This window comes from Corynebacterium sp. 2571A (assembly GCF_055700935.1).
The window spans coordinates 250,999-264,335 of the sequence record NZ_JASTTE010000005.1 but is presented as its reverse complement, the minus strand read 5'-3'; the positions used below and the strand labels follow the sequence as shown (position 1 = coordinate 264,335).

11 protein-coding genes, 5 tRNA genes and 1 pseudogene are annotated in these 13,337 nt (G+C 61.3%); 5 read left to right on the top strand and 12 right to left on the bottom strand.

The genetic code is table 11. The features are described 5' to 3' along the window. Positions 1 to 162: 162 nt before the first annotated feature. Both murA and ramA read right to left on the bottom strand, forming a co-directional pair. Positions 163 to 1,431: a UDP-N-acetylglucosamine 1-carboxyvinyltransferase gene (gene murA, locus QQS53_RS11330; protein ID WP_472775912.1), complete on the bottom strand. Its 1,269-nt coding sequence runs from the start codon at positions 1,429 to 1,431 to the stop codon at positions 163 to 165. A 20-nt stretch (positions 1,432 to 1,451) separates the two neighbouring features. Further along, the gene (ramA, locus tag QQS53_RS11325; protein WP_472775911.1) at positions 1,452 to 2,294 is read right to left on the bottom strand and encodes an acetate metabolism transcriptional regulator RamA; all 843 of its coding nucleotides are present in this window, start codon (positions 2,292 to 2,294) and stop codon (positions 1,452 to 1,454) included. 358 nt (positions 2,295 to 2,652) lie between these two features. On the opposite strand from ramA, the gene cysK reads away from it, so the two are divergent. Both cysK and epsC read left to right on the top strand, forming a co-directional pair. After that, positions 2,653 to 3,591, top strand: coding sequence for a cysteine synthase A (cysK, locus tag QQS53_RS11320; RefSeq protein WP_448239553.1), 939 nt, complete (start codon positions 2,653 to 2,655; stop codon positions 3,589 to 3,591). 92 nt (positions 3,592 to 3,683) lie between these two features. After that, positions 3,684 to 4,247 (top strand): serine O-acetyltransferase EpsC, encoded by a 564-nt coding sequence (gene epsC / locus QQS53_RS11315; protein ID WP_472775910.1) that lies wholly within the window; start codon positions 3,684 to 3,686, stop codon positions 4,245 to 4,247. Between the two features lie 73 nt (positions 4,248 to 4,320). Here the strand turns inward: epsC and QQS53_RS11310 are convergent, their stop codons facing one another. The 5 genes from QQS53_RS11310 to QQS53_RS11290 form a co-directional block, all read right to left on the bottom strand. Beyond that, on the bottom strand, positions 4,321 to 4,695 hold the full coding sequence (locus QQS53_RS11310; RefSeq protein WP_472775909.1) for a GNAT family N-acetyltransferase: 375 nt from the start codon (positions 4,693 to 4,695) through the stop codon (positions 4,321 to 4,323). Further along, positions 4,660 to 4,735 (bottom strand) — tRNA-Phe (locus QQS53_RS11305). The genes QQS53_RS11310 and QQS53_RS11305 overlap by 36 nt, the downstream gene beginning before the upstream one ends. 20 nt (positions 4,736 to 4,755) lie before the next feature. Next, positions 4,756 to 4,832 (bottom strand) — tRNA-Asp (locus QQS53_RS11300). A 246-nt stretch (positions 4,833 to 5,078) separates the two neighbouring features. Beyond that, a tRNA-Asp gene (locus tag QQS53_RS11295) sits at positions 5,079 to 5,152 on the bottom strand. Positions 5,153 to 5,208: 56 nt separating this feature from the next. Then, positions 5,209 to 5,281, bottom strand: a tRNA-Glu gene (locus tag QQS53_RS11290). A gap of 116 nt (positions 5,282 to 5,397) precedes the next feature. Between QQS53_RS11290 and QQS53_RS11285 the strand changes: the two genes are divergently transcribed. Further along, entirely contained in the window at positions 5,398 to 5,730 is a 333-nt protein-coding gene (locus QQS53_RS11285) for a metal-sensitive transcriptional regulator (RefSeq protein WP_472775908.1), read from the top strand. Between the two features lie 1,275 nt (positions 5,731 to 7,005). Here QQS53_RS11285 and QQS53_RS11280 read toward each other — a convergent pair. The 3 genes and pseudogenes from QQS53_RS11280 to QQS53_RS11270 form a co-directional block, all read right to left on the bottom strand. Beyond that, positions 7,006 to 7,363, bottom strand: a pseudogene (locus QQS53_RS11280) (transposase); the annotation flags it as partial. Between the two features lie 208 nt (positions 7,364 to 7,571). Then, a tRNA-Lys gene (locus tag QQS53_RS11275) sits at positions 7,572 to 7,644 on the bottom strand. Positions 7,645 to 7,755: 111 nt separating this feature from the next. Continuing rightward, positions 7,756 to 9,255: an acetyl-CoA hydrolase/transferase family protein gene (locus QQS53_RS11270; protein ID WP_472775907.1), complete on the bottom strand. Its 1,500-nt coding sequence runs from the start codon at positions 9,253 to 9,255 to the stop codon at positions 7,756 to 7,758. A 181-nt stretch (positions 9,256 to 9,436) separates the two neighbouring features. Between QQS53_RS11270 and dusB the strand changes: the two genes are divergently transcribed. Both dusB and phoU read left to right on the top strand, forming a co-directional pair. After that, entirely contained in the window at positions 9,437 to 10,582 is a 1,146-nt protein-coding gene (dusB, locus tag QQS53_RS11265) for a tRNA dihydrouridine synthase DusB (RefSeq protein ID WP_472775906.1), read from the top strand. Positions 10,583 to 10,670: 88 nt separating this feature from the next. After that, positions 10,671 to 11,399 (top strand): phosphate signaling complex protein PhoU, encoded by a 729-nt coding sequence (phoU, locus tag QQS53_RS11260; RefSeq protein ID WP_472775905.1) that lies wholly within the window; start codon positions 10,671 to 10,673, stop codon positions 11,397 to 11,399. Between the two features lie 185 nt (positions 11,400 to 11,584). Here phoU and pstB read toward each other — a convergent pair whose 3' ends face one another. Both pstB and pstA read right to left on the bottom strand, forming a co-directional pair. After that, the gene (pstB, locus tag QQS53_RS11255) at positions 11,585 to 12,358 is read right to left on the bottom strand and encodes a phosphate ABC transporter ATP-binding protein PstB (protein WP_472775904.1); all 774 of its coding nucleotides are present in this window, start codon (positions 12,356 to 12,358) and stop codon (positions 11,585 to 11,587) included. Positions 12,359 to 12,417: 59 nt separating this feature from the next. Further along, complete coding sequence (gene pstA / locus QQS53_RS11250) at positions 12,418 to 13,332, bottom strand: phosphate ABC transporter permease PstA (RefSeq protein ID WP_472775903.1); 915 nt, start codon at positions 13,330 to 13,332, stop codon at positions 12,418 to 12,420. Positions 13,333 to 13,337: the final 5 nt, after the last annotated feature.

Sequence of the window (13,337 nt, the reverse complement as noted above, 5' to 3'; positions counted from 1 at the left end):
TTCAACCTTACTCACAACCGTAAACAAAGTCAAACACCGTCACCGCCCGTTAACCTCTCGGCTACCTCGCGGCGACTGGGATTAATTTACACACAGTCCTAGAAAGACACAAATCCGCCGGTCACCGGTATTTTCCGGTGCCGACGGATGAGAGTTTATAAGCTAGTACCGCTCCTCTTCCTGGGTCCGCTCCACCTGAGCGCCCAGTCGGTTCAGGTTCTCTACGAAGTTCGGATAGCCGCGGTCGATGTGGAAGACATCGTGGACCACGGAGACCTCGTCCGCACACAGGCCCGCCAAGACCAGGCCGGCGCCGGCGCGGATATCCGAGCTCCAGACGTGGGTCGAGGACAACCGCTCTTGCCCTCGGACGATGACGTGGTGCCCATCGACTTGCGCGTCCGCGCCTAGGCGGAGCATCTCGTCGACAAAGCGGAAGCGGGATTCAAAGACGTTCTCGGTGATCATCGTCGTACCCTCGGCCACCGCGGACAGGCCAATGGCCATCGGCTGCAGGTCGGTCGGAAAGCCCGGGAACGGCAGAGTATTGAAGTTGACCGCCTTCGGGCGCCCATCCATGCGGACCCTAAAGCCCGTCTCGTAGGTCTCCACGTCGGCGCCGGCGGACTTGAGCTTTTCCAGCGGCAGATGCAGGTGCTTCGGGGCGATCCCGCCCACGGTCAGGTCGCCGCGGGTCATGGCCGCAGCGTAGGCCCAAGTGCCAGCGACGATACGGTCGCCGACAACCTCGTGCTCGGTGGGCTGAAGCTTGTCCACACCCTCGATAGTCACGGTCGAGGTACCCGCGCCACTGATGTGGGCGCCCATGGAGTTGAGCATGTTGCACAGGTCCACGATCTCCGGCTCGCGCGCGGCGTTATCTAAAACCGTGGTCCCCTCCGCCAGCACCGCGGCGGTCAAGATGTTCTCGGTGGCGCCGACCGAGGGGAAGTCGAGCTTGATCTTCGCGCCGTGGAGGCGCTGCGCCTCGGCGACGACGGCGCCGTGCTCGATCCGGGTCTTGGCACCCATCTTCTCCAGACCCGACTGGTGCATGTCCAGCGGGCGGGAGCCGATGGCGTCACCGCCGGGGAGGGCGACCTTTGCCCGGCCGCAGCGCGCGGTCAGCGGGCCCAAGACGCAGACGGAGGCGCGGAACTGCCGAACGGCGTCGAAGTCGGCGTCCGATCGCGGCTGGTCCGGGGTATCGATGGTGACTACCGAGCCATCGATAGCGACCTCGCAGCCCAACCCCTCAAGAACCTTCTTCATGAGGGGTACGTCGAGAATCTCCGGACAGTTAGTCAACGTCGTGCGGCCCTCCGCAAGCAGGGCGGCCGCCATCAGTTTCAGCACACTATTCTTGGCGCCGTCTACCCTCACAGAACCCTGCAGGCGGGCGCCACCGGTGACAATAAATTGGTCCTTCACACCGACCAACTTACAGCGTCTTAGGGCAGAGCGCCGATCCGGCGGGCGGCGTTTACCGCCTCGTAGCGGGTGTGCGCGCCGAGTTTACGCATCACAGAGCGCAGATAAGACTTGACGGTTTCGGCGCCAATACCCATCTCTTCGGCGGCCTCGACGTTCGTGTGGCCCAGGGCCACGCACGAGAGCACGTCGAGCTCGCGGGCAGAAAGCTTGGTGGACTGCTTGACGCGGACCGGCGAGACCATCTGATCGCACAGGGTCTCGAGTTCCTTGCGAATATCGTCCTCGGCCACGCGGTTGGCCAGCATGCGCAGCTTCGAGTGGGTGGAACGGACCTGCTCCCACTCCGCACCGTTCATGACGTGCCCGCTGCGGCCGGCACCGCTCTTGCCGCCGTCGGTGCGGCGCAGCACCGAGTTCACGGCCAGATCCTGCTCGAGGCAGCGGGCCGTCATGGTGACTTCCTCGATGACCTTGTCGCCCAGGCGGACCGGCGAGTGCACGCCGACGTAGAGCACGCCGCGGATTTCGCGCTGGACGATGACCGGCACGGCGACGATGGAGTGCAGTCCCTCGTCCTGGATGAGCCGGTCGTTTTCGTGGGAGATGGTCTTGGCGCGCAGGTAATCCGAAACGCCTACCGCGCGGCGGCTCTTGACGACGCGGCCGCCGACGCCGACGCCGGCATCGATAGTCAGGTTCTGCAGGGCGGGGGTGCGCAGGCCGACCCACTGTGTGATCTGCAGGCGATTATCCGGCAGCAAGGTGCCGTACATCGTCACCGGGATACCAGTGGCGGTCTTCAAGGAAGACAATGCGGCCCGTACGGCCTCGTCGTCATCTTTAATTCGGTGCGCTTCCAAGACGTACTCCTACTCGGGGGTACCCATTAAGGTGCACCCAGGGGTGCCCCTTTTGAACGGGTGTATTACAACACTGTTTCCCAACTGTAACGGGCTAACGGGGGTAATTCTAAATCAGCACTCACATAAAACACGAATCCGGCACCTATTTAAAATACAGACGACGGGGTTAGCCCTAAGCGCCGGCGCGCTCCAGCTGGTATAAGCACCCGCCCTCCCTACGGCAACTGCCGTGGTAGGCACGGTGGCCAACTGAATAAAACTCGGTCTATTTCTTGCGTACTGGTCGGTCTAGCCAACTAGTGTAGGGTGGGAAAAGTAAATCGGAAAACAGCTGCACAAGGAGTCCCGAATACCTATGGCAAAGATCTACGACAACATTCTCGAGACCATCGGCGGCACCCCGCTGGTTCGCGTCAACCGCCTGACCGAGGGCCTGAAGGCCGACGTGCTCGTTAAGGTTGAGTCCTTCAACCCGGCCAACTCGGTCAAGGACCGTATCGGCCAGGCCATCGTCGACGCCGCCGAGGCCTCCGGCGAGCTCAAGCCGGGCGGCACCATCGTGGAAGCCACCTCCGGCAACACCGGCATCGCCCTGGCCCTGGTCGGCGCGGCTCGCGGCTACAAGGTCATCCTGACCATGCCGGAGACCATGTCCAACGAGCGCCGCGTCCTGCTGCGCGCTTACGGCGCCGAGATCGTCCTGACCCCGGGCGCCGCCGGCATGCAGGGCGCAGTCGACAAGGCCAACGAGATTATTGAGCAGAACGAAGGCGCCATCCTGGCTCGCCAGTTCGCCAACGAGGCCAACCCGACCGTGCACTACAACACCACCGGCCCGGAGATCTGGAACGACACCGACGGCAACGTCGACATCCTGGTCGCGGGCGTCGGCACCGGCGGCACCATCACCGGCGCGGGCCGCTTCCTGAAGGAGAAGAACCCGGACCTGAAGGCCGTGGCCGTCGAACCGTCCGCTTCCCCGCTGCTGTCCGAGGGCAAGGCCGGCCCGCACAAGATCCAGGGTCTGGGCGCCAACTTCATCCCGGAGGTCCTGGACCGCAAGCTGGTCGACGAGGTCATCGCCATTAGCAACGAAGACGCTGTGGAGACCTCCCGCAAGCTGGCCGTCGCCGACGGCATCCTGGGCGGTATCTCCACCGGCGCCAACCTGAAGGCAGCCCTGGAGCTGGCGCAGCGCCCGGAGAACGAGGGCAAGACCATCGTCACCGTCGTCTGCGACTTCGGTGAGCGCTACGTCTCCACCATCCTCTACGAGGACATCCGCGAAGATTAATTTCACGCGTTAAGTGCCTGCTTGAGCCTTGTATAGCCAAGCAGGCACTTTTTCTTGCCTTTTAAGCGACCGGTTTTTAGTACGCTTTGGATATGAACTTCCTCAGCCGAATCCGCGAAGACCTAGCTAACGCCCGCGACCACGACCCCGCTGCCCGCGGCGACGTAGAAAACGCCATCGTCTATTCGGGACTGCACGCCATTTGGGCCCACCGCGTCTCCCACTGGCTCTGGAAGCGCGGCCTGAAGGGCCCGGCCCGCGTTTTAGCGCAGCTCAACCGCTTCTTTACCGGCATTGAGATCCACCCCGGCGCCACCATCGGACGCCGCTTCTTCATCGACCACGGCATGGGAATCGTCATCGGTGAGACCGCCGAGATCGGCGACGGCGTGATGCTCTACCACGGGGTTACCCTGGGCGGCCAGGTGCTCACCCAGACCAAACGCCACCCCACCATCGAAGACAACGTCGTCATCGGCGCCGGCGCCAAGGTACTCGGCCCCATCACTATCGGCCACGGCTCCGCCGTCGGCGCTAACGCGGTAGTCACCAAGGACGTGCCCCCGGAACACAGCGCCATCGGCATCCCGGCCAAGAACCGGCCGCGCCGCCACGAAGAGCGCATCAAGCTGGTCGACCCCGACTACTTCATCTAGCCAGCACGCCGAACGGCCGCAGCGCCCCACACGGGCCTGCAGCCGCTTGCCTAGCCTCCGGCTAGTATCCCGCTTATTTACCCGCCTGCAAGTCCCTGTAGGCGGGATTTTTGTCGATAAAGTGCGCCACGGCCGAGCAGGTCGGCCGCACGCGCTTGCCGGCCTCCCGGGCGCCTTCCAGCGCCGCCTGGATCAGGGGCTTGGACAGGCCCTTGCCCTGGAAGTCCGGGTGGACGACCGTGTGGTCGAACTCGCGCACGTCCGCATCATCCACGTAATGCGCGTAGCCGGCCTCCTGGCCGTCCACGGTGATGACGTACTGGGAGCGGTCGGTCTGGTTCGCAACGGCGTAATTATCCATGGCCCCAGTATGCCAAAAAGGCCCGTTCCCATGAGAGGAAACGGACCTTGCTGGTGGCCAGAGCCAGGATCGAACTGGCGACCCCACACTTTTCAGGCGTGTGCTCTACCGACTGAGCTATCTGGCCGAAGACTACGAAAGTAGCCTTGGCGACCCTGACGGGACTTGAACCCGCGACCTCCGCCGTGACAGGGCGGCGCGCTAACCAACTGCGCCACAGGGCCATTATTTAATTTGCGGCATTCCAGGGTGCCTGCACCCTGTCTTGCACGAGTTATTACTCTACACAGAACGCCGAAACATAGGCAAATCGCCTGCTAGCCATCCATATTCATAGCGAAAACCGGCGCCCATCAGGACACGTCGGCAAGCCTGCCCCACCCGCCTGCTGCCGCCCCGACACCAGCGGAAAACCGCGCCTCAAAAACGCGAAAAAGGGCCGAGGAAAACCTCGACCCTTCGCACTACTGCGACCCTGACGGGACTTGAACCCGCGACCTCCGCCGTGACAGGGCGGCGCGCTAACCAACTGCGCCACAGGGCCAGTACGTAAAAACGTACGTGGTAAAGAGGGACCCTAGAATTATGGAAACCTCTCCGTACCCCCAACGGGATTCGAACCCGTGCCGCTGCCGTGAAAGGGCAGTGTCCTAGGCCGCTAGACGATGGGGGCCTGCCGCGGTACCCAAGGCAGAAAACTCTCGCTTTCCCTTGCGCGACTTCTCAAAATATACTGGAAGAATCACTCAATACAAAATCGCGTCCTACCCCGGAGAAAAAACCACCGTCATGCCCGAAAATCACGAAGCCTGCTCGTGCCACGCACCGCATAAACACGGCTACAACGCGGATGCCGAGTCCAAGAAGGAGTACCTGGCCAGGCTGCGCAGGATCGAAGGACAAACCCGCGGCATCCACCGCATGCTCGACGAAGACCAGTACTGCATCGACATCATCACCCAGATCTCCGCGGTCACCTCTGCCCTGGAAAACGTCTCCCTCGCCCTCCTCGAGGACCATATCGCCCACTGCGTGGCCGGGGCCCGCAACGCGGACGGCACCATCTCCCAGGACAAGCTAGATGAGGCCATGCGCGCCATCAAAAAGATGGTCAAGAGCTAGGAGCCCGCAGCCGGCACCCCAGCCCTTCCCAACGGGCTTTAAGGGTCAATGCTTTTCAAGACACAAAAGAACCCACTAACGGCGCCGTGGCGCGCGTTAGCGGGCGTGTGCCATGAAAATAGGCTCGCCAGCGACCATAGATGCTGGTCAGGGGGCGTGAACACTGGTAACCAGATAGCAGGCCGCTTGTGTCAGGCAATACGCCGGCGCATTCACGTATCAGTATGAGCAACAAAGAGCGCTTAAAACGTTAGAGCGCGCACGCGCAAACGAGTGTCCGGACGTGACAATCACACGGGGCAAGGAAGTCGCGCCCCGTGACTCCCGCGCCAGCACCAGCTGGTTAGGTTGTGTCATTGGTTCATTTCGTCCAATCGATGAAAATCATTAGCACAAACAAAAGTGACCTTAACTAACTGCTCTAGTTAAGGTCACTTTTCTCGCATCATGATTTTACGATTTAATTACGCTCAAACCGTAAACGGACGTCCGTAGTCAATGTACATTACTCTTTTCCTGGAACGGAGCCAAAAGGTAGCGGCTTTTCCACGGGCAAGGAACTCTCCACAGATAGTAATCATTACCTACATATCCGTCTTCCCGTAGCACTCCTTCTGTCTCAGGTTGGGGGCGTACAACTCCATTAAACTTTTCGGGGATAAGGGCTCTACGACCTACTGGATCTGTCCACTGGAAATCATGTTCCCACCCTTCGTTAAAAGAACACCCATCGAAATAAACTAATACCTCACCCGGCGAGCTGAAAGAATGGGGAAGATTCTCTATCGGAATTTCCTCGTACCAAATGTCATGGTCTACTTTTTTGCCTTCATCAATCCACTCGAGAATCTCTTACTCATCAAAACTGGCACCTGCAAAAACCTGGATTGCTGTATCAGGCCTGTCTAGAAAGAAGCGTTTGACGTAGGCGAGATAAATATTAGATATATGCATTAACCGAGACCTATCTTTTAAAGGTTAAATGGAAGATTTCAGTTCTATCGAATGAATAAGTCGGTTTATTATCTGTATCACCACTTAAATCAGATGCTTTTCCACCATGCATGGTACTAACATGCGTCACGCTCGATACTCTTTATATGTCATGAAATTGGGCGCGCCAGCGACCATGGATAGTGTTCAGGAGGCGTGAACACTGGCGACCAGATAGTAGGAGAGCTTATGTGTCAAGCAGTATACCAGCGTATTCACGGAGAGTTTCCGATAGTTTGTGTACGGGGACTTGGTTTACAGCTAGTCCGCGAATCGGTCTGGTTATGCCACAGCTAGTTGGTTGATGTCTTTATTCCAGCCATTGGCCTTCGCTGCTTCAACATACCCGTTGCACTCAACGGCGCGCTTGGCTTGCTTCGCGCGTGTGGCAGCGCGTTTGTCTTCGATGTTGCGCACCATCAGCCACAGCGTCTTCAGCGCTGCAGTATCGTTCGGGAACTGGTCCCGGTTCCAGGTAGTTGTGCGCAGCTCAGCATTAAGTGACTCGATCGAATTCGTGGTGTACAACACCTTTTTGCGCAGCTGGCGGGAACTGCACAAACGGCACGAACCGATCGCATGCATCACGCCACACCTTCACCGACTGCCGGTAGTTCTGGCCAAGATCAGAGGTGTCGAAAGGTTAACTGACGGTGACCGCCCCACTATTTCCGGGGCCCACCATCAGCAAACGTTACACCACACTAAAAGACGCAACCCCGAGAAAATGGCGGCACTGATAAACTCAACCGAAACATAGGAAGTGTTTCCACGACCCCTAGAATCCGCCCACCAGCCCAGATACAACAAACCCCCGGTCAATTACGACCAGGGGAAGTGTTAATTCGTGGGCCCTGAGGGGCTCGAACCCTCGACCTGCGGATTAAAAGTCCGTAGCTCTACCAGCTGAGCTAAAGGCCCAATGCGTTCCTTATTCTAATAGGAGTCCACGACAGGAAGAAAATAGCCCCCGAACTCGACCCCAAAGGCCCAGTTCAAGGGCTACCAACTGCCTAAAAAGCGTCGGCGCGCTTACTGGGGACGCATATCCCCGGTCTCGGCGAAGCGGATCTGGAAGTCGAAGGCGGACTTCAGATCGTGCGGGGTGTGGATGAACTTACCCTGCTTGGCACGCTCGAAGTACTCCTCCAGCGCCGGGCGGTAATCCGGGTGGGCCACGGCGATGACCTTCTCGGCGCGCTCGCGCGGGGCCAAGCCGCGCAGGTCGGCCACGCCGTACTCGGTGATAATCACCATGGTGTCGTGCTCGGTGTGGTCGGTGTGAGCCACGAAAGGCACGATGGCGGAGATCTTGCCATCCTTAGCGATAGACGGGGACACGAAGGTGCTGATGTAGGCGTTGCGGGTGAAGTCGCCGGAGCCGCCGGTGCCGTTCATGATGCGGGTTCCGCCCACGTTGGTGGAGTTGATGTTGCCGTAGATATCGGCCTCAATCATGCCGTTGGAGGAAATCAGGCCGACGCGGCGGATGACCTCCGGGTGGTTGGAGACCTGCTGCGGGCGCAGCACGATGTGCTTGGCGTAGCGGTCGGCCTCGGCGTTCATCTTCTCCGCGTACTCCGGGGACAGCGCGAAGGAGGTAGCGGAAGCGACGGTCATCTTGCCGGCGTCGATAAGATCCAGCATGCCGTCCTGGATGACCTCGGTGTAGGCCTGGATGTTTTCGAACTTGGAATCCAGCAGGCCGGCCATCACGGCGTTCGGGACGTTGCCCACGCCCGACTGCATGATGAACTGGTCGTAAGCCAGGCGGCCGGCGGCAACCTCGCCCTCGAGGAAGTCGATGAAGTTCGCGGCGATCTTCTCGGAGGTCTCGTCCGGGGCCTTGAAGGGGGCGTTGCGGTCCGGGGCGTTGGTCTTAACGACGGCCACGACCTTGTCCTTGGGGACCTCGATGTAGGTCTCACCGATGCGGTCGCTGACCTTGGTGATCGGGATCGGCTGGCGGTTCGGCAGCTTCTCGATGCGGTAAATATCGTGCATGCCCTCCAGGTTCAGCGACTGCCACTCGTTAACCTCGAGGATGATCTTGTCCGCGGCCTCGATGTACTCGAGGTTGTTGCCCACGGCGGACGACGGCACGATGTTGCCGTCCTCGGTAATGCGGACGACCTCGATGATGGCTACCTGGAAGTCGCCGTAGAAGCCCTCCTCGACCTGCTGGCCCATGTGGGACAGGTGGACGTCCTGGTAGAGCAGCTCGCCGGAGTTGGCCTTGTTGCGCAGCACCGGGTCAGAGTTGTACGGAGCGCGGAAGCGCAGGGCGTCCGCCTCGGCCAGGACGCCGTCGCAGTCCGGGGCGGTGGAGGCGCCGGAGAAGACGTCAATCTTGAATTCTTCGCCCGCCTCGTGGGCCTTGGTGGCCTTCTCAGCGATGGCGGTCGGCAGTGCCTTCGGGTAACCGGCACCGGTGAAGCCGGAAATGCCGACTCGGTCGCCATTGTTAACGTACTTGGCTGCTTCCTCGGCGGAGACCACAAGGTCCTGGTAATACCCAATCCGCTCAGTCAAATCTTTACCTCCTGTAATTGTAGCGGCGCGCGAGTATGACGCACGCCGCATGGTTTTAGTTACACGCACCACATTAGCGAATATTTGCAACCTTTTCCGCAACAGTGCCAGAACTGTGAAGCCAGGTGCACCCGCCGTCCCGGTTTGCCAGCGTTTCTGCCCACAGTCCACAATATAGAACGTGACTTTGCGCATTGGTTCTATTTCTCTCGACTCCCCCGTCATCCTCGCCCCGATGGCCGGGGTGACGAACGTGGCTTTCCGCACGCTCTGCCGCGAGCAGGAGCTCGCCCGCACCGGCACCGTGTCCGGGCTCTACGTCTGCGAGATGGTCACCGCCCGCGCCCTGGTCGAACGCAATGAAAAGACCATGCACATGACTACCTTCGCCCCGAACGAAGATCCGCGCTCGCTGCAGCTCTACACCGTGGATCCGGAATACACCTACCGCGCCGCAAAGATGATCGTGGACGAGGATCTGGCCGACCACATCGACATGAACTTCGGCTGCCCGGTCCCGAAGGTCACCCGCCGCGGGGGCGGGTCCGCCCTGCCGTACAAGCGCCGACTGTTCGGCAATATCGTCGCCGCCGCCGTCAAGGCCACGGAAGGCACCGATATCCCGGTGACGGTGAAGATGCGCGTCGGCATCGACAGCGAGCACCACACGCACCTGGACGCCGGCCGGATCGCCGTCGAGGAGGGGGCGGCCGCCGTCGCCCTGCACGGGCGCACCGCCGCCCAGCGCTACTCCGGCCAGGCCGACTGGTCGGAGATCGCTCGCCTGAAGGAACACCTCGCCGACAGCGGCGTGCCGGTGCTGGGCAACGGCGACATCTTCAAGGCCTCCGATGCCGCCGCGATGATGGAAGCCACCGGCTGCGACGGCGTCGTCGTTGGCCGCGGCTGCCTGGGGCGGCCCTGGCTCTTCGCGGAGCTCTCCGCCCACCTGCGCGGCGAGCCGGTACCGCAGGAGCCTACCCTGGGGGAGGTCACGCGGATCCTCTACCGTCACGCGGAGCTGCTCGCGCACTACGACGGCGAGGCCCACGCCTGCCGCGATATTCGTAAACACATTGGGTGGTACCTGCGCGGTTTCCCGGTCGGCGGCGAGGTCCGCTCGCAGCTGTCCAAGGTCAACTCCCTGCCGGATCTGCGCGAGCTGCTCGCCCCCTGGGCCGGTTCTGACGCCCGGGCCGACGACGCCTCGGGGCCCCGCGGACGTCAGGGCTCACCGGCCAAGGTCGCGCTACCCGACGGTTGGCTGGATGACCCGGAAGATGAGGCGGTGCCCGCCGGTGCCGAGATTATGAACTCCGGCGGCTAAACCCCCAGCTTGTATACACCTATAGAGGTATCGAAAAATACTAGTTCTCGACGGGCGTTACCAATATACGTGCACTATACTGTGGGGCATGCGAATTGCCTACAGAGAGAAGTTAGATAACTTCGCGCACGACCTGATCCTGATGTGCGACACGGTTCAGGCGATCATGTCTCAGGCTTCGCGCGCGCTTCTGACGGCCGCCCTGCAGCCGGCGGAAGACGGTCTGTCCCTATCCGACGAGCTAGAAGAGCTGCGCACCCGGTGCGAAGAACGCGCCGTATCCCTCCTGGCACTGGAAAACCCCATGGCCAAGGACCTGCGCCAAGTGGTCTCCTCTATCTATATCGTGGAGGACCTCTACCGCATGGGCCAGCTGGCCAAGCACATCGCGAAGTCCGCGCGGCGCCGCCACCCGCACCACGTGGTTCCGGAGGAATTCATGGGGTACCTGGAAGAGCTCACCCGCCTGGTGGATGAGATGTGCTCGCGCACGCGCAACGCCCTCATCGACCCGGACCCCCAGCTGGCCCTGGAGCTGGCGAGCGACGATGACGCGGTGGACGACATCAACCACCACCTGATCACCATCCTGACCCAGCGGGAGTGGAAGTACTCCACCCGCTCGGCCGTGGACCTGGCCATGCTCTCGCGCTTCTACGAGCGCTACGCGGACCACTGCGTCAACGTGGCCGCCCGCATCCTGTACCTGAGCACCGGCATGCTGCCGGACGAGTACCTGGCCCGCCGAGCCGACGAGGACCGCCGCCAGGACATGGAGGCCCACTTCGCCGCCCTGGAGCGCCAGTTCCGCCGCTAAGCCCGTACACCCCCTCCCCTAGCCCCCTTTCCTCCCCTCTGCCCGCCGCGCGCCCTGCGCGGCGGGTTTCTCAACGACTAATCCCCCGGCACCAGGGCTCAACCTGGCGCCGGGGGATGAAGTCTTTAGCTCAGACAATCAAGTTTTAGCGCAGCGCACGGCGCAGCCGTGCGCGAGGGGAATCCTTAGCCGAAGCGGCCGGAGATGTAGTCTTCGGTTTCCTTCTTTTCCGGGTTCTCGAAGATCTTGGTGGTGTCGTTGAACTCCACCAGGTGACCCGGCTTACCGGTGGCCTCCAGGGAGAAGAAGCCGGTCTTGTCAGACACGCGGGAAGCCTGCTGCATGTTGTGGGTCACGATGACGATGGTGAAGTCCTGCTTCAGCTCGTGAATCAGGTCCTCGACCGCCAGGGTGGAAATCGGGTCCAGGGCCGAGCACGGCTCGTCCATGAGCAGCACTTCCGGCTCGACCGCGATGGCGCGGGCGATGCACAGACGCTGCTGCTGACCGCCGGAGAGGCCGCCGCCCGGCTTGTCCAGGCGGTCCTTGACCTCGTCCCACAGGTTGGCGCCGCGCAGGGACTTCTCCGCGACCTCCTTGAGCTTCTTCTTGTTCTTCTCGCCGGACAGCTTCAGGCCGGCGACGACGTTGTCCTCGATGGACATGGTCGGGAACGGGTTGGCCTTCTGGAAGACCATGCCGATGGTGTTGCGCACGGAGACCGGGTCGACCTTGGAGTCGTAGATATTCTGGCCGTCCAGCAGGATTTCGCCCTTGACGTAGGCGCCCGGGATGACCTCGTGCATGCGGTTGAGGGTACGCAGCACGGTGGACTTACCACAGCCGGACGGGCCGATGAACGCAGTTACCGCCTGGGCCGGGATGTGCATGTTGACGTTCTGCACAGCGTGGAAGTCGCCGTAGTAGATATTGACGTCGTTGAGTTCGAGTTTGGACATCTTGTGCTCCTGTGTATGAGAGTTGTCGGTGAAAGTTCGGGCCGTCAAGCCAGTGCGGGTTACTGCTTGACCGAGAACTTCGCGGAGATGATTCGAGCGGCAACGTTGAGCAGCGCGATGAGAAGGACCAGGGTGAAGGCGGCGCCCCAGAGCTTGTCGAGGACGGGTTCGGTAACGCCGGCCTTGTACATGTCCAACATCATCAGCGGCAGCGAGGACATGGTGCCGCTCGTCGGGTCCCACTTCAGGGCGCTGGTGGAACCGACCAGGATGAGGACCGGAGCGGACTCGCCCATGATGCGGGCGATTGCCAGCATCACACCGGTGGCAATACCGGACAGTGCGGTCGGAAGAACGATCTTGGCGATGGTCTTCCACTTCGGCACGCCCAGAGCGTAGGAGGCCTCGCGCAGGTCCATCGGGACCACGCGCAACATCTCCTCGGTGTTACGGACGACAATCGGAATCATCAGCAGCAACAGGGACCACGCCAGGGCCAGACCAGAGCGGTCGAAGCCCATGACGCCAATCCAGGCGGCGTAGACGAACAGGGCGGCAACGATGGACGGGACACCGGACAGGATGTCCACCATGAAGGTGGTGATGCGGCCGAGCCAGCCACCGCGGGAGTACTCCACCAGGTAGATGGCGGTGAACACGCCGATCGGGACAGCGATGATGGTCGCCAGGCCGGCCTGGATGAGGGTACCGACGATGGCGTGCAGCGCACCGCCGCCGGGCTGGTGGTACATGACGCCCAGCATGTCCTCGGTCCACCACTCCAGGTTCAGAGTGACGGGCAGGCCCTTGACGATGAGCTCCCAGAGCACCCACACCAGCGGGATGAGAGCGACAATCATGCACAGGTAGATAAGGACAGTCGCCGCGCTGTTGGCGAACTTGCGCTTGCCCGAGATGTCGGTAAAGGAGTTGTGCGTGGTCGAAACGTCAGAAGCAGCTACAGCATTAGACATTGTTT